Annotated in this window: 19 protein-coding genes; 4 read left to right on the forward strand and 15 right to left on the reverse strand. The window is 32.1% G+C overall.

The window, feature by feature from the left end:
- Window positions 1–8 precede the first annotated feature (8 nt).
- The 4 genes from RMO70_RS02530 to RMO70_RS02545 all read right to left on the reverse strand — a co-directional run bounded on the left by RMO70_RS02530 (window position 9) and on the right by RMO70_RS02545 (window position 3398).
- The gene (locus tag RMO70_RS02530; RefSeq protein ID WP_310554854.1) at window positions 9–776 is read right to left on the reverse strand and encodes an ATP-binding cassette domain-containing protein; all 768 of its coding nucleotides are present in this window, start codon (window positions 774–776) and stop codon (window positions 9–11) included.
- Between the two features lie 3 nt (window positions 777–779).
- Window positions 780–1529 carry an ABC transporter permease gene (locus tag RMO70_RS02535; protein WP_310554855.1) on the reverse strand — a complete coding sequence of 250 codons (750 nt, stop codon included), beginning with the start codon at window positions 1527–1529 and terminating at the stop codon, window positions 780–782.
- A gap of 129 nt (window positions 1530–1658) precedes the next feature.
- Window positions 1659–2414 (reverse strand): hypothetical protein, encoded by a 756-nt coding sequence (locus RMO70_RS02540; protein ID WP_310554856.1) that lies wholly within the window; start codon window positions 2412–2414, stop codon window positions 1659–1661.
- A gap of 132 nt (window positions 2415–2546) precedes the next feature.
- Window positions 2547–3398, reverse strand: coding sequence for a glycosyltransferase family 2 protein (locus tag RMO70_RS02545; protein ID WP_310554857.1), 852 nt, complete (start codon window positions 3396–3398; stop codon window positions 2547–2549).
- A gap of 58 nt (window positions 3399–3456) precedes the next feature.
- On the opposite strand from RMO70_RS02545, the gene RMO70_RS02550 reads away from it, so the two are divergent.
- The 3 genes from RMO70_RS02550 to RMO70_RS02560 are packed head-to-tail and all read left to right on the forward strand — an operon-like array spanning window position 3457 to window position 6844.
- Window positions 3457–4581: a glycogen/starch synthase gene (locus RMO70_RS02550; RefSeq protein ID WP_310554858.1), complete on the forward strand. Its 1125-nt coding sequence runs from the start codon at window positions 3457–3459 to the stop codon at window positions 4579–4581.
- 1 nt (window position 4582) lies between these two features.
- Window positions 4583–5353 (forward strand): FkbM family methyltransferase, encoded by a 771-nt coding sequence (locus tag RMO70_RS02555; protein WP_310554859.1) that lies wholly within the window; start codon window positions 4583–4585, stop codon window positions 5351–5353.
- On the forward strand, window positions 5354–6844 hold the full coding sequence (locus RMO70_RS02560; protein ID WP_310554860.1) for an oligosaccharide flippase family protein: 1491 nt from the start codon (window positions 5354–5356) through the stop codon (window positions 6842–6844).
- Here RMO70_RS02560 and RMO70_RS02565 read toward each other — a convergent pair.
- The 4 genes from RMO70_RS02565 to gcvP all read right to left on the reverse strand — a co-directional run bounded on the left by RMO70_RS02565 (window position 6819) and on the right by gcvP (window position 13278).
- On the reverse strand, window positions 6819–7877 hold the full coding sequence (locus tag RMO70_RS02565; RefSeq protein WP_310554861.1) for a ketoacyl-ACP synthase III: 1059 nt from the start codon (window positions 7875–7877) through the stop codon (window positions 6819–6821). The two genes, RMO70_RS02560 and RMO70_RS02565, sit on opposite strands and share 26 nt — an antisense overlap.
- A gap of 124 nt (window positions 7878–8001) precedes the next feature.
- Window positions 8002–8379 carry a group III truncated hemoglobin gene (locus tag RMO70_RS02570; RefSeq protein WP_310554862.1) on the reverse strand — a complete coding sequence of 126 codons (378 nt, stop codon included), beginning with the start codon at window positions 8377–8379 and terminating at the stop codon, window positions 8002–8004.
- Between the two features lie 13 nt (window positions 8380–8392).
- Window positions 8393–10249 carry a family 20 glycosylhydrolase gene (locus tag RMO70_RS02575; RefSeq protein ID WP_310554863.1) on the reverse strand — a complete coding sequence of 619 codons (1857 nt, stop codon included), beginning with the start codon at window positions 10247–10249 and terminating at the stop codon, window positions 8393–8395.
- A gap of 179 nt (window positions 10250–10428) precedes the next feature.
- The gene (gene gcvP, locus RMO70_RS02580; protein WP_310554864.1) at window positions 10429–13278 is read right to left on the reverse strand and encodes an aminomethyl-transferring glycine dehydrogenase; all 2850 of its coding nucleotides are present in this window, start codon (window positions 13276–13278) and stop codon (window positions 10429–10431) included.
- A 139-nt stretch (window positions 13279–13417) separates the two neighbouring features.
- On the opposite strand from gcvP, the gene RMO70_RS02585 reads away from it, so the two are divergent.
- Complete coding sequence (locus tag RMO70_RS02585; protein WP_310554865.1) at window positions 13418–14188, forward strand: hypothetical protein; 771 nt, start codon at window positions 13418–13420, stop codon at window positions 14186–14188.
- On the opposite strand, the gene RMO70_RS02590 is transcribed toward RMO70_RS02585, so the two are convergent.
- From RMO70_RS02590 to RMO70_RS02620, 7 genes are all read right to left on the reverse strand, one after another.
- The gene (locus RMO70_RS02590) at window positions 14168–14623 is read right to left on the reverse strand and encodes an SRPBCC family protein (RefSeq protein WP_310554866.1); all 456 of its coding nucleotides are present in this window, start codon (window positions 14621–14623) and stop codon (window positions 14168–14170) included. The two genes, RMO70_RS02585 and RMO70_RS02590, sit on opposite strands and share 21 nt — an antisense overlap.
- Window positions 14623–15531, reverse strand: a complete 909-nt coding sequence (locus tag RMO70_RS02595; RefSeq protein WP_310554867.1) for a TIGR01777 family oxidoreductase — start codon at window positions 15529–15531, stop codon at window positions 14623–14625. The genes RMO70_RS02590 and RMO70_RS02595 overlap by 1 nt, the downstream gene beginning before the upstream one ends.
- A 2-nt stretch (window positions 15532–15533) precedes the next feature.
- Window positions 15534–16355 (reverse strand): hypothetical protein, encoded by an 822-nt coding sequence (locus RMO70_RS02600; RefSeq protein WP_310554868.1) that lies wholly within the window; start codon window positions 16353–16355, stop codon window positions 15534–15536.
- Window positions 16352–17062 (reverse strand): DUF2071 domain-containing protein, encoded by a 711-nt coding sequence (locus RMO70_RS02605; protein WP_310554869.1) that lies wholly within the window; start codon window positions 17060–17062, stop codon window positions 16352–16354. Before RMO70_RS02605 ends, RMO70_RS02600 begins: the two co-directional genes overlap by 4 nt.
- Before the next feature lie 3 nt (window positions 17063–17065).
- The gene (locus RMO70_RS02610) at window positions 17066–17344 is read right to left on the reverse strand and encodes a hypothetical protein (protein ID WP_310554870.1); all 279 of its coding nucleotides are present in this window, start codon (window positions 17342–17344) and stop codon (window positions 17066–17068) included.
- Between the two features lie 57 nt (window positions 17345–17401).
- Complete coding sequence (locus RMO70_RS02615; RefSeq protein ID WP_310554871.1) at window positions 17402–17905, reverse strand: MarR family transcriptional regulator; 504 nt, start codon at window positions 17903–17905, stop codon at window positions 17402–17404.
- Between the two features lie 141 nt (window positions 17906–18046).
- A complete protein-coding gene (locus RMO70_RS02620) occupies window positions 18047–20074 on the reverse strand; it encodes a M3 family metallopeptidase (protein ID WP_310554872.1) in 2028 nt (675 codons plus the stop codon).
- Between the last annotated feature and the right edge of the window lie 41 nt (window positions 20075–20115).

Consider the following 20115-nt stretch of genomic DNA (forward strand, 5'->3'; position numbering starts at 1 on the left):
TTTCGACTTTAAGACTTTTGGCTTAATACTGCTTCCCTTACTTTTTTAAACAATTCAGACGAATAAACAAAATCAGTTACGGCTTCGTTATCGGTTCTAAAAATTTCATCTTTGGAGCCTTCCCAAGCTTTGAGTCCGTTTTTTAGAAATACAATTTTGTCCCCAATTTCCATAACCGAGTTCATATCGTGTGTATTAATAACAGTTGTAATGTTGTATTCAGCAGTGATTTCTTGAATCAAATTGTCAATTACAATGGCTGTTTTTGGGTCTAATCCAGAGTTGGGTTCGTCACAAAACAAGTATTTTGGATTGTTTACAATAGCTCTTGCAATGGCAACCCTTTTTTGCATTCCACCCGAAATTTCGGATGGTTTTTTAGTATTTGCATTTATCAAATGAACTCTATCAATCACAAAATCAACACGCTCTTTGATTTCTGCTTTGGTTTTATTGGTAAACATTTTCAACGGGAAACCTATATTTTCTTCCACAGTCATAGAGTCGAACAAGGCACTTCCTTGAAAAACCATTCCAATTTCTGTGCGAAGCTCTCTTTTTTCATCAGAATTCAAATCAGAATAAATACGACCGTCAAACGATATAGTGCCACTTTCAGGAGTATGAATTCCTAACAATGACTTCAAGAAAACCGTTTTTCCAGAACCACTCTGCCCAATGATTAGATTTGTTTTCCCAGCTTCTAATATTGTCGAAACTCCTTTTAAAACCATTTGATCTCCAAAAGATTTTTTGATGTCTTTAACTTCTATCATAATCTAATTGGTTAAAAGTAGTTGTGTTAAAATATAATTCACTAAAATAATCACTACCGAAGTCCATACAAACGCAACTGTACTGGCTTTACCTACTTCTAGTGCACCACCTTTCATATAAAAACCGTGAAAACTTGGAATGGTTGCTAAAATTATTGCAAAACAAAGTGTTTTTATAAAAGCATACGCCACGTGAAACGGTATAAATTCTACTTGTAAGCCATTTATAAATTCATCTGAAGAAGCAAATCCGCCATATACGGCAGCTAGCCAACCTCCAAAAATTCCTAAAAACATAGCTATTCCTATTATAAATGGATACAAAAGTAAGGCGATTAATTTTGGAAAAACCAGATAGTTCAAGGAATTCACACCCATTACTTCCAAGGCATCAATCTGTTCGGTAACACGCATTGTTCCTATACTTGAGGTAATAAACGAACCCATTTTTCCAGCCATAATTATCGAAATGAATGTGGGAGCAAATTCTAATATTACAGATTGCCTTGTGGCAAAACCTATTAAATATTTAGGAATTAAAGGATTAGTCAAGTTTAACGCTGTTTGAATCGCCACAACACCACCAACGAAAAAGGAAATGAAAGCTACAATGCCAAGGGAATCGATTATCAAATCATCGACTTCTTTGAAAATTAAAGTTCGCATCACGGACCATTTGGTTGGCTTTTTGAAGATTTCTCGTATCATTAAAAAATATCTTCCGATTTGCGATAAGTAACGAATTAACATCATAGGGTTTAAAATATTTTCAAAAATACGAAAATTGTTAAGACTTAATAAATAATACAGCAACCTTTCTGAAATTTGAGAAATATAATGTGGTAAAAAAATAAATGTATTGTTGAGAAACTCAAATATAAGCTATTTAGCTACTGAAGGCAAAGCTTCTAAAGCCGTTTTTTTGTATTCTTCTTTTTTTGTGAAATAAAAATCCATAACCCCCATAATATTTTTCTCATCCACAATGAGTTTAGATTTAGGGTCAGCAGTACAAAATTCAAGAAAAAGGGCCACTTCGTCCTCATGCAGTTCCAGCGTTTTAGTAAAAAAACTTTCGCTAAATGTATTTGTAGAAAATTCTTTAAAGTCAATTTCCTTAACTTTCTTCTTATCATACCCTTTTTTGTTTTTAAAAAGTTTGATAAGTTCTTTTCCCATTCTCATAAAATCCATTCCATTTTCAATGGATCCATCATATATTAATCTGTTTTTAGGAGAGGAATACTTGTCATCAAAATACTGACCATCTACATATTTTTGTGTATTCTGCGATACAGGTGAAAGCCTATTTTTTTTAATAATAACTTCTTTTAGAGCGATTGTTTTTTTAGTCAAAGAGATAACCAAATTATTTTTATTTATATCTTCTTGGCTCAATTGGATTCTATGATATTCATAATTGTCCGCAATAAAAACCAAGACATCACCTGCTTTGGCAAGAATAGAAAACTCCCCTTTATCATTCGTAGCCATAAATTCCTTAGAATCAGGATTTATAATATCAGCTACAACAAGCAAATTCTTGCAAACAACTTTGCCTATGATACGTTTTTTTGCTTGCGAAAAAGTACATTGACATATAAAAAGAAGGAGTACAACTACTAGTTTGATTTTCATAAAAGGAGTTAAATCTTGAAAGTAAAGGTAACAAATGTTGTCACATTGTTTTTGTAAGGAAGTTGTAACCTTTTGTTAATTCTTTTTTACGAGTTCGGTTTATGGTTTTGAATGTTCAGTAATAATCATTGATTACTTAAATATTTTAGCCTTCATTTTCTTCCAACGGTAATTTCTTATAAATTGGGCTTGTTCTATGGTTACCAATAAAGATTTTTTTTCTGATTTTGCTTTCCAAAATCCTTTCATATAATCTAAAAACAAAAGAGGTTTCTTTTTCATCATCGCTAGTTTTACCGAAGCAATTGCGGTAATAAAAAAGCCATAACCTAATGTGTAAAATGCTTCGCCTTGTTTGTAACGAGCCGTTTTGTTATAGTTTGCACCAGTTGGTTTCAAGTGTTTTACTTTCAGGCTTTCATCGGTTAGTACTTTCCAATTGTAAAACTTACACAATAATTCATCAACCGTATCCCAACCCATTGCTGGTTTGAGTCCGCCAATATCTTGAAAACATTTTTTGCGATAGGCTTTAAAAGCACCTCGAATATGATCTTTATCGGTTAAATTTTCTAGAATCCAATCGTCGTTTTTTTCGATGTAAGCAAAACCGCCAACCATTCCGACACTTTCATCGGATTTAAAATGTTTTATTATCGTTTCAAAATAATTTTTTGGAAAAATCAAGTCAGCATCGGCTTTAACAATGAAATCATAATCTTCACCCAAAGTTTCTAATCCCTTATGGAAAGCCTGAATTACTTTGCTTCCTGGTAGATGTATCGCTTCTGAAGTTGTAGTAATTACAGTCATAAACGGATATTTTTTGGCAAATTCTAAGGCGATTTTACCGGTATTGTCTGTAGAATTATCATTAACTACAATAACTTTAGAAGGTAAAACCGATTGATTTACCAATGATTCAAGTGTACGAGAAATAAATTTTTCTTCGTTATGCGCTGGAATTATAATATAATAGTTCATTGTATGTAGTAAGTTGTACAAATATCTTTATTTTTGTGGAATTAGAAAGCTAATTCCTTTGAAAAAAATATCAATTGCCTTTATTGAACTCGAAACTCATTCTGCGTTGTTAGAACAATGGTATTTTCTATTGAAGGAAATGAATGGTATCGATTTTCATTTTTTTGTACATCAAAAAGTCAAAGAAAAATTAACTGGAATTCCTGAAATTGCAATCACTTTAGTTCTAAATGCTTCCGAAATTGACCCTCAAATAGATGATTTTGATGCTGTGATTGTGAATACCTTTCATAGAAATTTTGAACAATACCAATATATTTTCAGAAACAAACCAACACTGATATTGATACATAACATCAATTTTAGTTTGTTTTTTAAGAAGCTTAATTTAAAAAACATCTGGCTCGAAAAAGAACGTTTTGTGTACTATTTGAAATTGTATTTTTTAGAAAAAATAAGTTCTAACCGAAAGTTCATTCAAAATGCTAGTAATTACGGTGTGCTTTCGCCTAATCTATTGGAAACAATAGCATCAAAAAACAGTAATTTATCTCTAAACACTCAAGTTGTATCTTTAAATTATTGTAAAAAATCTTCTTTTAAAACCTCCAAAAGCATTCATATTGTGATGCCTGGTAATGTTTCTAGAAAACGAAAAGATATCGACTTGGTTTTTGATGTTATTGCTGGGTTGAATCCAAAATCTAAATTGCAATTTACTTTTTTGGGTAAGCCCGAATCAAATGAAATTCTAAATAGAATCGAAAAACTGAAAGTGACTTGCCATCAAAATATAACGATACAGTATTATTCTAAATTTATTCCGTGGGAAGAATATTCAGATGTGATTTCAAAATCACATTTGTTATTGTGTCCAATCAAATCCAAAACTTCCTTTTATTGGGTTGATGAGGTGTATGGAAAGACCAAAGTGAGTGGTGCTGAAACGGATTGTATTTATAATGGAAAAGTGGGATTATTTCCCCAAACGTATCCCAAAATGCATTGGCACAATTTGTATTATGAAAATAGTGTAGATTTGTCTTTTATTTTAAATGAATTAACACTCGAAAATTTGGAAATGGAATATCAAAAACTAGACCGTTATTTAGACGATTATTCTTTTGAAAAAGTAAAAAATAAACTTGAAAATCAATTACTAGAATTGGCAAAAGCTCAATAAAATGTTGAAATTATTAATCAAATTAGCCTACAATTATTGGCCTTCATTATACAAAAAAAGATACTACAAAACATTAGACTCGCTTTCAACAGGAAACTACAAGTGCGAACCAGAATTGTTGTATTTGAATCAAATTTTGAAATCAGACTCTGTTTTTATAGATGTTGGGACTAATAAAGGAATTTATTTGTATCAAGCTGAAAAAGTAATTAAAACGGGAAAGATATATGGTTTTGAACCTAATAAAACGTTGGTAAATTATATTCAACCCTTGTTCCCAAACTCCACGTTATTTACCCAAGCTGTTTCGTCACAAACGGGTGTTTCGGTGCTAAACATTCCAAAAAAGGGATCAACTTTGCAAGACACACGAGCTTCACTAGAAGCTTTGGGAGATGATGTAGAGCGTATTGAAATTGAAACCACTACGCTCGACGATTGGGCAAAACAGCAAAATTGTACAAAAATTGATGTAGTTAAAATTGATGTAGAAGGACATGAATTGGATTCAATCAAAGGATGTGGAAAGATTTTAGAGAAAATAAAGCCCATTTTTATTATCGAAATCGAATTGCGTCACGCAAAATACCCAATTGAAGAAATTTTTAATTTTATTTTAAATTTTGGTTATGATGTGTTTTATTTCAACCGAAAAACGCTCCAAACTAGTGCTTTTGATTATACAAAAATGAATGATTTTCAAAAAGACGAATATCTGAATGATTTTAATTTGTATATCAATAATTTTATATTTATTCCAAATTCAAAATAAATGGGCGTAGTTGCTAGGCAAAGTATTAAGTATGGTTTCGTTGGGTATTTCAGTGTTTTGATTGGGATATTCTCGACGCTTTTTATTTATCCTAACGACTTGGAGTTTGCTGGGAAATTGCAGTTTATTTTGCCGACAGCCTTACTTATTTTTCCTTTGGTTTCCATAGGGATTATTCCAGCCAATATTCGATTTTTTCCTCGATTGTCAAAAACAAACGATCATTTTAATTTGCTGAAATTTTCGGCATTGTTCTTAATTTCAAATTTTATTTTTGTTACAATCCTTTTTTTTATTGCCTCTTTTTTGTTTCCTCGAATTCAAAAAATGGATATTTGGCAAATGGCACTCTATGTTTTTCCTGTATTGTTTATATTATCGCTTATTCAATTGATTTCTAAATACATCTCAATAAAAAAAAGAATTGTTGTTCCAAATATTTTAGAAAATGTTTTGCCTAAACTGGGAATGATTTCTGCTTTTTTAGCCTATTCGCATTTTAATTTTTCTGAAAAAAACGCCATTTTAGTTTTTGTCTCTTTCTTTGTTTTGGCTTTGTTTGGAATGGTTGTTTATTTGTTAAAATTAGATGCAATTCCAGCTAAAACCTCATTTCAATTTTTAAAAGAAAATAATTTTCAAAAGGAATTGTTGACTTTTTCGTTTTACACTTTTTTTGGAAGTTTAGGCTCTGTAGTTGCTTTGAATATTGATACCTATATGATTGGCGAATTTTTAGGCTATTCTGATATCGCTATTTACAACACGTCTTTCAATTTGGTGCGTATGATTACAGTTCCAGCTTTGGGCGTGTACACTATTTCGGCACCAATTATTGCGGACTATATCGAAAATAATAAGCTTAAAGAGCTTAAAGATTTGCATCATAAAACGTCATTATATTTGTTTACTTTGGGAGCGGTTTTGTTTTCGTTGATTGTTGTTGGTATCGATGACTTGTTTCTTTTGATGAAAAATGGAGCAATACTCTCACAAGGTAAAAACGTGATTTATATTATGGGATTTGCACTTTTATTTGATTTAGCAACGGGTTTTAATGGATATATTATTACCAATTCAAAATATTATAAGTTTAATAATACGACTACTTTTGCACTTGCTTTTTTGACTATTAGTAGTAATTTATTTTTTATTTTTTATCTAAAACTTGGAATTATTGGTGTTGCCACAGCTACATCTATTTCTATCACGTTGTATAATGTGATAAAGATTTGGTTTAATTACAAAAAATTTGGTGTACACCCATTCAGTAATCAATACTTTTATAGTATTGGTTTTATTATTTTGTCAATTCTGATTGGATTTATATTGCCTAATTCTGACAGTAAGTCTCTGAATTTATGTTACAAACCGTTTGTGGTACTGATTTTGTTTTTTGTTGGAAATTCTATTTTTAAAGTGATTCCAATTGCGGAATTAGTGCCTAAAAAAATCAAACATTTTTTTAGCAGCGGTACACAATCGCATTAATATTCATTCCAGCACCAACGGAGGCAAAAATAATCACATCCCCTTTATTTAATTCTTGATTTTCTATTTGATTTTTTATCAATAAATCATACAATGTTGGAACGGTAGCTACACTGGAATTTCCAAGTTTGTGAATGCTCATAGGCATTACACCATCAGGAGGATTTTGATTGTATAATTTAAAAAAGCGATGAATAATGGCTTCGTCCATTTTCTCATTTGCCTGATGAATTAAGACTTTCTTGACTTCAGAAATAGTAACACCACTTTCTTCGAGACATTCTTTCATTGCTTTTGGGACTTCGATCAATGCAAATTCGTATATTTTTCGTCCATACATTTTGATGTAACGAACATCTTCATCTAGATTTTTATTGTATGAATTCCCAAAAAATAAATAATCAGCTTCATTAGTTGCGAAAGTAGCAGAAGCGTGTGCTAGAATGCCACCTTCTTCATTGCTAGCTTCAATAATTGTTGCACCAGCACCATCAGAATAAATCATACTGTCACGATCGTGAATGTCTACAACTCTTGATAAAGTTTCGGCGCCAATAACCATACACTTTTTTGCCATTCCAGCCTTGATGAAGGCATTGGCTTGAATTACGCCTTCTATCCAACCAGGACAACCAAAGAGGATATCGTAAGCAACACATTTTGGGTTTTTAATGGCTAGTTTTTGTTTCACCCTAGCTGCCAAACTAGGTACTGCATCTGCTTGAATAGCACGATGTTTTACATTACCAAAATTGTGTGCAAAAATGATATAATCTAAAGTTTCGGGGTCAATTTTGGCGTCTTCAATTGCCTTTTGTGCCGCAAAAAACGCAAGATCTGATGTGACAAGGTTTGAATTAGCATAACGACGTTCCTCGATGCCAGTGATTTGTTTGAATTTTTGGGCAACTACATCATTTGGATACGGAAAAGGCGTCCCATCTTCATTTAGAAATTCGTGATTTTCAAAATCTAAATTGGTAACTATTTGATTCGGAATATAGCTTCCAGATCCCGTTATTTTGATATTCATTTGGAAAAATATTTTTTTGCTAAAGTATCAATTATATCTTCTTTTTTATTCAAATGATTTATAATTTATACATTATTACGAAATATTCAATTAACATTATCTTAATTTATTGATAATATAAAAATTATTGATTTTGTTGAATAATTTTAATTTGCATTATGGTAGCAATACTTAACGCTTGAGTTTTTATTTTTTCAGAATTTTCGCCTGAAAAATTTTCATCAACAGTTTTATAAAAATGGTTTAGCCAAATATCGAAAAGTTCTTTGGTAAGATGTTCTTTTTTGTCTATATCCAGATGAATTTGAGTCAAATTTTTGGTGTAACCTCCAGTTCCTAAAATGGCTTGGGACCAAAATGTCACTAAAATAGGTAAATGTTCTTCAATTTTAATTTTTACAACATCGGTGAAAATATAACTTATAGATTTATCTGAGAGTAGTTTTTTATAAAATTCGTCTACTAATACATATAAATCTTCTTGATTTTGAATGTCTTTCATTAAGGTTGTTCTATTATTTAACTCGTTTGTCTAATTCCGATTTTGGAAGATGTAATAATCTTCCCAGTTGTTTCCCATCTCTAAAAGTGGTAGCTCGCAATATTATTTTTGTATTTGGAATTTCAAATGGTACAGTATATATTGTAGATTTTTTGTTCGGAAATGTACTGTCTAGGGTATAATAAATAGTAGTAGAATTGGTTTCGCACGAAAGTGCACACATTATTTTTTCTCCTTCTTTATATACTTTTATAATTGGGTCATAAACCGCTTTACAAATGTCTATTTCTTCTTTATCAAAAATGGAAAAGTGATAGTCTATTTTTTTTGAAAAAGCATCCCAATTTTTTGATTCTCTTGGCGACCATAATGATTCTGAAATTGCCAATGCTCTAGGATAAGTCATATAAAAAGCGTGAGATAAATTTGGGACTTGTTCGGTCCATAAATTGCCTTGTCCTCCAAGGATAAGCTTTTCATCAACGCCATCAGGAACTGGGTTGAATTCGTACGTTTTTTTTAAAGATAAGTCAGCATATACTGTTTCTTCAATGCTTTTGTCGCCTTGAGTATAATCTAGATAGCAATATTGAGTAGGCGACATTACCACTTTATGACCTGCTTTTGCAGCTTCAATCCCACCTTTCATTCCTTGCCAGCTCATTACTGCTGCGCCATCAGCTAATCCTCCGTATAATATTTCGTCCCAGCCAATCATTTTTTTACCTTTGGAAGTAATAATTTTTTCCACTCGTTTCATAAAGTAAGATTGCAACTCAAGGCTGTTTTTGAGATTATTGCATTCCATTAATTTTTGACAGTTTTTGTCAGCTTCCCAATAGCCGTGATATGCCTCGTCACCACCTACGTGAATGTATTCGCTAGGGAATAATAGTGCCACTTCACCGTATATTTTATCAAGAAAATCATACACATTTTCGTCAGATGGATTTAGAGTGTTTTCTACTAGCATTTTAAATTTTCCTTCGCCATACCATTCCGAAAATTTGAATCCACAACTTACCATTTTTGGTTCTTTTTTGGTAGACAATTCAGGATAAGCGGCTAGTAGCGCCATACTGTGTCCTGGAACATCAATTTCAGGAACAATAGTGATGTGTCTTTCTTTAGCATAAGCCACAACTTCCTTTATTTGATCTTGGGTGTAAAATCCACCATAGGTTTTAGGTTCTGAGGCGGTTGGTGCTTCTCTGGTTCGAAATTTACCGGTTCTTTCTGCTCGCCAAGCACCAATTTCAGTTAGTTTTGGGAGTGATTTTATTTCTATTCTCCAGCCTTCATCATCAGTCAAATGCCAGTGAAAAACATTAAATTTATAGCGTGACATTAAGTCAATATAGGATTTTACTTCTGCAACTGTAAAAAAATGGCGACTCACATCTAGCATCAATCCACGCCATCCCATTTTAGGATAATCATTTATAATGCAATTGGTCATTTTTTGATTTTCTGTAAACCAAGGAAAAAGTTGGTCTAAAGTTTGAATACCTCTAAATATTCCTTCATTTTGTGAAGCGACCAATTCAATTGTGTTATCATTACATTTTATAGAATATTCTTCAGGATTTTGATTCGAAATATCATTTAGATTGATGTTCAATTCAATTGATTTTATGGTTTGTTTTTCATTTAAGGCAACTTCATAACCTTTTTTTTCTAGTAATTGCTTGAGATATATTATTTCAAAAGCTAAAGAATCACTCATAGTATTGATGTTGATTTTTTTTGTCAACTCAAATTTTACATCTTTATATTCAATAGTTTGTGGTTCAGGAATAATGTGATGTTGAGAAAATAGTGATGAACAAAATAGAAGAATCAGAAAAGAAATTTTTTTAGAGAAATTCATTTTAGAAAATTTTAATAATTTTGTTATTGGACTCAAATATTAAATGAATTCAATCAAAGATAAAAACAAATTTCGAGTTTCTTGATGTTTTAAGATTTCTATATAAATTTGTTTCGAAGTTATAAAAAAACCCTTTCAAATTCTAAATTCTGAAAGGGTTTGTGTTTTTATACATATTATTAATTCTCCATATAAGCTTCAATTGGCGCACAACTACAAACCAAATTTCTATCGCCATACGCTTCGTCAACTCGACGGACCGTTGGCCAAAACTTATTTTCGGCAATATAATCTAATGGAAATGCTGCTTGTTCACGTGTGTATGGAAAATTCCAAGTATCAGTTGTAACCATCATTAAAGTATGTGGCGCATTTTTCAAGATATTGTTTTTATCCTCTATTGTGGCAGCCTCAATTTCTTTACGAATTGAAATCATAGCGTCACAAAAACGATCTAATTCATCTAGATCTTCACTTTCTGTTGGCTCAATCATCAAAGTTCCAGCTACCGGAAAAGAAACGGTTGGTGCATGGAAACCATAATCCATTAATCGTTTGGCAATATCAGTTACTTCAATTCCTTTTTCTTTGAATGGGCGACATTCTAGAATCATTTCGTGAGCCGCACGACCCATTTCACCAGAATATAGCGTGGCATAATGACCGTTTAATCTTTCTTTAATATAATTGGCATTCAAAATAGCGTGTTTGGTAGCACTTGTTAAACCTTCTGCTCCTAACATACAAATGTATCCGTAAGAAATCAAGCAAGCCAAAGCCGAACCCCAAGGTGCTGCCGAAATTGCAGTAATCGCTGATGTTCCGCCAGTTTGAATGATTGGATTGGTTGGTAAAAAAGGCACTAACTGTGGCGCTACACATATTGGACCTACACCTGGTCCACCACCTCCGTGAGGAATTGCGAATGTTTTATGAAGATTCAAATGGCAAACATCAGCGCCAATAGTTGCAGGATTAGTCAATCCTACCTGAGCGTTCATATTTGCACCATCCATATAGACTTGTCCGCCATTGTCGTGAATGAGTTTTGTAATTTCAATAATAGCACTTTCGAAAACACCGTGAGTTGATGGATACGTTACCATCAAACACGAAAGATTGTCTTTATGAAGTATTGCTTTTTCCCGTAAATCATCCACATCGATATTTCCGTTTTCCAATGTTTTGGTAACAACTACTTGCATTCCAGCCATTGCTGCTGAAGCAGGATTGGTGCCGTGGGCTGAAGATGGAATCAAGGCAATATTTCGGTGATAATCGCCACGAGATTGATGATACGCACGAATAACCATCAGTCCTGCATATTCGCCTTGTGCGCCAGAATTGGGTTGTAAAGTAGTGCCAGCAAAACCAGTGATTACATTCAATTGTTGTTCTAATTTGGTTAACATTTCTTGATAACCTTGTGCTTGATCCAGTGGTGCAAATGGGTGAATGTTGTTCCATTGTGCCGTGCTTAATGGCAGCATTTCTGAAGCGGCATTCAATTTCATCGTACAAGAACCTAGCGAAATCATAGAATGATTCAAAGCTAAATCTTTGCGTTCTAGCATTTTTATGTAACGCATCAAAGCCGATTCGGAATGGTATTTGTTGAAAACATCGTGTTTCAAGAATGCTGATTTCCTTTCTAAATTGGATGGAAATTGATTCCCGTTTTGCAATCCTGAAATTGTTGTTGCTTGTTTTCCATTGGCTTGTGCGAAAATAGAAATAATCGTATTCAAATCGTCAATGGAAACCGTTTCGTTTAATGAAATGGAAATCGTATTGTCGTCGATATAATAAAAGTTAACTTCGTGTTTTTCTGCAATTTGTTTTACTTTTTTGGCATCGATTTTAATAACAATAGTGTCAAAATAAGCAGAATTGATTTGGTATAAACCTAATTTTTCTAATTCGTTTGCCAAAGTTACTGCAGAAGCGTGTACTTTTCCTGCAATATATTGCAATCCTTTTGGTCCGTGGTATACGGCATACATTCCAGCCATAACTGATAAAAGCACTTGTGCTGTACAAATGTTAGATGTTGCTCTATCACGTTTAATGTGCTGTTCGCGAGTTTGCAATGCCATACGCAAGGCACGATTTCCGTCGGTATCGATGGTTACGCCAATGATTCTGCCGGGCATACTGCGTTTGTATTCTTCTTTTGTAGCAAAATAAGCGGCGTGTGGTCCACCATAACCTAGCGGAATTCCGAAACGTTGTGTAGTTCCAAGAACTACATCAGCTCCGATTTCGCCTGGAGGAGTTAAGATGGCTAAACTCAAAATATCTGCAGCAACAGCCACTTTTATTTCGTTTGTTTTTGCTTTTGCGATAAATCCAGCATAATCATGAATTTGTCCGAATTTGCCTGGATATTGAAGGATTGCTCCAAAAAATTGAGTTGAAAAATCGAAAGTTTCGTGGTTTCCAACAACCAATTCCACACCAATAGGAGTGGAGCGAGTTTGTAAAACCGATAAGGTTTGTGGTAAAATTTCTTCTGAAACGAAGAACTTGCAAACATTATTTTTCTTTTGGTCGCGAGATCGAACATCAAAAAGTAACGCCATAGCTTCGGCTGCTGCTGTTCCTTCGTCTAGTAAAGAAGCGTTTGCAATTTCCATTCCAGATAGTTCAATAACGGTAGTTTGAAAATTCAAAATGGCTTCCAAACGACCCTGAGCAATTTCGGCTTGATATGGGGTGTAAGCGGTGTACCACCCCGGGTTTTCCAATACATTTCGTTGAATTACAGCTGGAACAATAGCTTGATTGTAACCCAAACCAATATAGGATTGAAAAACTTTATTTTTGTTTCCTAAAGCTGCAATGTGCTTTGCAAACTCATATTCGGTCATTGCAGGTGCTAAATCTAAATCTGATTTTAATCGGATATCATCTGGTAGTGTTTCATAAATAAGTTGTTCTAAAGATTCAACTCCTATGGTTTTCAACATTTTCGGAAGGTCGTTTTCCGTTGTACCAATGTGACGTAAAGCAAAAGCATCTGTTTTCATATTGTAATAAAAAGTGTTGTGTTTTTTGAAAGTACAAATTTATAGATAATTATCAAAAACAACTGCTTTTTGACGGTCTATTTCTGTCATTTTTTCAACTAAAAGCATTTCTTATTAACAGTTTGATTAATTTTGTTGAATGAGAATTTTAAAGGAAGGATTAGATTTTTATATAAACACAAGCATTCACGTTGCTATTGCAGTTTATGCCTTAGTACAAATCACAAAATTATCTTTAAATGTTTCGACAAATTTGAATTTGGATTATTTCATTTTTTTTGGAACAATTGTTGGTTATAATTTCTTAAAATATTTTGAAATATTTTGGGTTAGAGTTTTAAATTTTAAAAATAGTTATTCAATTTTTTTGGTTAGTTTGATAGCTATTTTTGGAATGATTTATTATTTTTTTAAGCTGGAATTGGATTTTAAAGTATCGTTTTTGAAAATAGGATTTGTCGTTTTATGGTATCCGTTTTTGAGGAAATATGGATTGCTAAAAATGTTTGTAGTGGCATTTTGTGTGACCTACATCAGTCTTTATATTCCTTTATCTCATTATGGTTTTAAAGGGAACGATATTTTTGTTTTTTTACTTCAAAGGTTTTTGATTGTGATTTGTCTTTTAGTTCCTTTAGAAATTGTTGATGTTGAAAAAGATGCCAAAACGATAATTACGTTACCCCAAAAAATAGGAATTCAGAATACAAAGTTTTTAGGCTATTTTTTGTTGATTTTATTATTGGTGATAGATTTTTTTGTGCTCAAATTTTATATTGAAGTGGTTGTTGCAATTGTCATTTCCATTTTTATTTTCTTTTCAAATGAAAAGCGATCTAAATATTATGTTTCTTTTTGGGTAGAAAGTATTCCTGTTTTTTGGTGGTTTTTACTTTTGATTTTCAGCTAAATTTTTCAAAACCTTATTTCTTTCCATAATGAAATGGGTTAAATGTTTTTTCAAAAACAAAGCATTAAACAATTTTCCAATTATTCCGAAAGGCGTTTCATATTCCAAGTTGTCAGTCATAATTGTTTTGTTATTTTTTTCTTCAAAAAAATGTTCGTGCTTGAACGATTTGAATTTTCCTTCTTCCATTTCATCTACAAAATAATCGTAAAAATTCATTGCTGTCATTCTGCTTTTGTGAGTAAGATAAAATCCAAAATGTTTACCCCTCCATGTAACGGTTTCATTAAGATTTATCAATCCAGAAGTTACGCCTGCAATTGCGGTTTCATTAGTGTTGCTTGCTGAATCTTGATGAACGTCAATATTTCTAGACAAGTCAAAAACGATTTGTTTTGGTGCATTTATGATGGTTGTGAGATGAATGGCTGTCATTATTGAATTAAATTTTCAATTGCTTTCTCTAAAGTGTCATATTTATATTGAAATCCGTTTTCTTGTAATCGTTTTGGAATGACGTTTCTGCTTTTTAAAACTAATTCTGGTTCTGTTCTTATGAAAAATGAACCTATTTCGAGCAAGAATTCACTTGTAGAAATTCCAAAAGGAGCTCCAATTATTGTTCGAAGTGTTTTCATAAATTCGTAATTTGCGATTGGTTTTGGCGAAACAATATTCACAACTCCAGTCATTTCTTTTTCAAGTGTAAATTCAATTGCTTTTGCAAAATCTTTTTCGTGAATCCAACTAATGAATTGATTTCCTTTTCCTTGTTTGCCACCAAATCCAAATTTGGCAAGCGTTTTTATTGGAATAAATGCACCCCCATTTTTTCCCAAAACTATTGAAGTTCGCAATGCAGTTTTTAAAGTTTCTGGAGTTTCTATTTCAAAAAATACTTTTTCCCAAGATTTTGCAATATTCATTGAAAAGTCATCGCCTATTTCGCCGTCAATTTCATCCATTTGTTTGTCCAATGAAAATCTATAAATGGTAGATGTTGATGAATTTAGCCAATGTTTTGGTGGATTTTTACATTTTAAAACAGCTTCGTTTAGAATTTTTGTACTATCAATTCGGGAATTGTAAATTTCTTTTTTATTGGCATCAGTATACCTACAATCTACAGATTTTCCAGCAAGATTTATCAAAGCTGATGCGTTTTCTAATTCATTTTCCCATCCAGAAAGTGTTTTGGCATCCCAATTTACATATTTTATAGTATTTGAAATTTTAGATTTTCCACGAGTTAGAATAATAATTTCATCAAATTTATTTTTGAAATGCTCCACTAAAACGCGACCTAAAAATCCTGTTCCAGCAGCAATAATTAATTTTTTCATAATTATAAATTTAAGATAATTAATAAAGCAATAATTCGATACAATACCCAAGTAAATGATAAGTATGATGGTAATTCTAGAATTTTTACTCTTCTAAAATGTTCTGAAAACATAATCCCAACGGTTATTCCAAACCAACTTAAAATTACTATTTCAGGAACGATTGCAAATGTATGGAGTATAATTATTGGCATTAAAATAATTGAACCCATTAATGAAACGGTCATTAAATTTCCTAGATAATTTAGGACAGTTTTTTTATCAAATTTAAATAGAAATACACTTTGAAAAACCATTTGACCAAGCGCTAAAATAAGTTCTCGGGCAATATTTGTTTTGGGTAAACCGTTTATCATTTCAGAAAAAAAGAACAAACTGAAAGTGGTAATTATGGTTGCAAATGCAATATAAAAAAACCGATATTTGTAATTAAAATCAGGAACACATTGTGGTTTAATTGCTGGATTTATTTTACTTGGAATAATTACTTTTCGATTGTATGAAATGAAAGAATATAGTTTTTTTAGAAAATAATAGGTTGGTTTTAGATTGCCTACTTTTTCCATCCAAGGAAAAGAATGACCAACAACTTTCAGTAAACTATTGATACCGTAAATTACAGTTTTATTTTTGGTGTCTATTAAAGCGATTTCGTTTGAAGCACGTTTTATATCTACAAAAATCTCTTCCTCTTCACTGAGTTGGCAATAGGGTTTTTTGCCATTTTCGTCCAGCATTCCAGCTGTTATGAAGCCTTTCGTGTACACACGACAAAGTGGGCAATCTTCATCGTAGAGTAAGGTTTGGTTAATTAAGGTTTTCATTTTATCATTTTTTTACCTTCAATCGTAATTTTTGAACCTAATGCAAGAAATGTAGAAGTAGGTTTTAAATCTTGTAAAAATGTAAAGTCTTTACCATAAATACTTTCAAAATCCACATCAATTTTATAATCTAATACTTGTAATTGTTGCCATCTTGGATGTGTGACTTCATATTCAATAGTTGTTGATTCATTATATTTAGTGTATCCAAAATAATGTTCGGTTATGAATTCGGCTTCTGAATTTTCTTCAATTGGAATGGCATTTTTAGTAGTTGTCATTGTAATGGAATTCCAGTTGCCGTCTTTTTTCCATTCGTATTGAAATGATTTTGAAGTTTCATTTTCAGTTCTTGAATGACGCATTTTTAAGGTTTGATACTGTTCTTTATACAATGTATTGGCAACAATAGTAATGGCGTTTTTTGGAACAATTTCTTTTATAAAAACGACACCTCTTTTCCATTGCCCATCCTCAAAACGTTTTACATAAAATCGTAGATTCACTTCTTCAAAATTGATGTGAAAGGGAATTTTGAGTCCTAAAATTTTCACATTTTCAAACATAAAACCTATTAAACTGATGTAGCATTTTCCATTCCATAAATCGAGTTCGGTTCCTTTTGGAATGTGTTTTTCTAATATTTGTGGATTGATTTCATAGTTTATTAAGACTAAATCATTCCACTCTGCGGTTAAGAAGCTCATTTTTTATAATTTTTGTTTGTAAATAATAAAAGTTAAAAAGAAGATTAAGAAAGCTGGAATTGCAAATAACCAATCTATACTATGTTGATCCCAAATCAAGAAAAATAAGATTACTAAAATAAAATAAATATAAATCAATTTATTTTTTGGAAACATAATTATAAATATAATAGCAGCAATAACTTGTAAGAATCCAGTAGCAGGCAATCCGTAGCCGCCCATAAGTAGAAATAGCAGTGCAATTATATTGATGATTTTTGTTGTTTTGAATAAAGTTTTCATTTGTTTTTGTTTTAAACTTTCAGAAAAAAATGAAAGTTATTATTAAATTTTTTTATGTTACTTCATTATTTTTAAAACCAATCTTCCCAACCAGTTTTCATTAAATTCGGTGATTTTGTCGAGCATATTATCTGCTTTTAAAACAAAATCATACAGTTTAGTAGTTTGATCTATAAAGTGTTTTTCTTCTTTTGTATTGTCTGAAGTGATAGATGAAACCTCTTTCAATACTTTTAAAGCCGGTTTGATTTCACGTTTGCTTCGTTCTCTAGAAATTTTTACAGCCAACTCATCAAGATTTTTTTCGGCAGTGAAAAATTCTCTACGTTCACCAGCTTTGTATTCTTTGTAAACAATGCCCCAATCCATTAAAGCACGTAAATTCATCGAAGCATTTCCACGAGAAATTTGAAGTTCGTCCATAATATCTTCCATAGAAACGGGTACGCTAGAAACCATTAACAACGCGTGAATTTGCGCCATAGTTTTGTTAATTCCCCATTGAGAGCCTAAGGCTCCCCATGTTTGTACGAACTTATTTTTTGCTTCTTTGAATTCCATACAACAAATATAGTAAATGTTTTTGAACTTTCAATAATAAATGAAAGTTCATTTAAAAAATAATTTGAAATTAATAATATTGGTGGTTAAGTATTATTTTTTTATAGTTTTGAAGTAATTAATCTGTTAGGGTTGATTAACCTAAACCAACCCAGCCCTTTTCAACAACGCATCAGCCTTTGGTTCTTGACCTCTAAAACGTTTGTACAATTCCATTGGCAATTCAGTTCCGCCTTGCGAAAGAACATTGTCTTTGAATTTGGTTGCAGTTTCCTTATCAAAAATTCCTTTTTCTTGGAAATACGCAAACGCATCAGCATCGAGAACTTCTGCCCATTTGTAACTGTAATATCCTGAAGAATAACCGCCAGCAAAAATGTGCGAAAACGAAACTGACATACAATTTTCGGCAACATCTGGAAATAACGTAGTGGTTTCAAAAATCGATTTCTCGAAGGCTTTGATATCCGAAATTTCGGTTGGATTGTTACTATGAAAAGCCATATCCAATAAGCCGAAACTCAATTGTCGTAAGGTTGCCATTCCTTCCTGAAAACTTGCTGATTCTTTGATTTTTTCGACATATTCTTGCGGAATAATTTCGCCTGTTTGGTAATGTTTAGCAAATAAAGCTAACGCTTCTGGTTCGTAACACCAGTTTTCCATAACTTGACTTGGCAATTCGACAAAATCCCAAAAAACCGATGTTCCAGATAAACTCGGATAAACCGTATTCGCCAACATTCCATGCAAACCGTGACCAAATTCGTGAAACAAGGTCGTTACTTCATTGAATGTTAAAAGTGATGGTTTTGTTTCTGTTGGTTTGGTAAAATTACAAACATTAGAAACGTGTGGACGCTCGTTTTTTCCGTCCTTTATATATTGTGATTTGAAACTGGTCATCCAAGCGCCATTTCGTTTGCCTTTTCTTGGAAAAAAATCAGCGTAAAATACAGCAACTAGTTCTTCAAATTCGTCTTTAACTTCATAGGTTGTGACTTCTTCGTGGTATTTGTCAATATCAAAAACTTCGGTAAATGTCAATCCGAATAATTTATTGGCAATGGTAAAAGCACCATCTAAAACTTTTTCTAATTGAAAATAGGGTTTCAATTTTTCGTCATCCAAATTGAATAATTTCTGTTTTAATTTTTCTGAATAATAGGACGAATCCCATTTTTGAAGTTGGTCAATTCCGTCCAAATCTTTTGCAAATGCTGCTAATTCTGTAAATTCACGTTTAGCTGCTGGTTTTGCTTTTTCTAATAAATCATTCAGGAACGATTTTACTTTTTCAGGATTTTGTGCCATTCGTTCTTCAAGAACAAAGTGAGAATGGGTTTTATATCCTAATAAATTGGCACGTTCGAAACGCAATTTGGCAATTTTTAAAGTGATTTCTTGATTGTCGAATTCGTTATTTTGAAAGCCTTTTTTACCAGAAGCAATTGCGATTTCTTTTCTCAACTCGCGATTGTCCAAATAAGTCATAAACGGCAAATAACTTGGCATATCTAAAGTGAAAATGTACCCTTCTAAATCTTTCGATTTGGCTAACGATTTTGCTGCTTCAATTGCACCTTCTGGCAAACCTTTTAAATCAGATTCATTGGTAATATGCAATTGATAATTGTTGGTTTCTGCCAAAATATTTTCGCCATAAGTAAGTTTTAATTTGGCAAGTTCGGTATCAATTTCACGAAGTTTCGATTTTTTTTCTTCAGATAAAAGTGCCCCATTTCTAGAAAAACTTTTGAATTTTTTATCTAATAAAGTAGTTTGTTCAATTGAAAGATGTAGATTTTCCTTTTGTTCGTAAACGGTTTTTATTCTTTTAAACAAATCTTCGTTTAAAGTAATGTCATTGCTGAATTCAGTTAATAAAGGTGTAACTTCTTGAGCGATTTTTTGCATTTCGTCACTGGTTTCTGCAGAATTTAAGTTGAAGAAAATAGAGGATAATCTATCTAAAGCACTTCCTGAAAATTCGAGTGCTTCGATGGTATTTTCAAAAGTTGGTTTTTCGGCATTGTTAGTTATGGCATCGATTTCTGCTCTTGCTGATTGTATGTTTTCGATAAATGCAGGTTGGTAATCTTCGATTTTTATAGAAGAAAACGGTGCTGTATCGTGTTTGGTTTGGAATTTTTGAGTAAGTAATTTCATTGTAACATTTTTTTGTTTTGAACCATTAAGAAATTAAGTTT

This window comes from Flavobacterium sp. (genome assembly GCF_031422135.1).
Lineage (GTDB): Bacteria > Bacteroidota > Bacteroidia > Flavobacteriales > Flavobacteriaceae > Flavobacterium.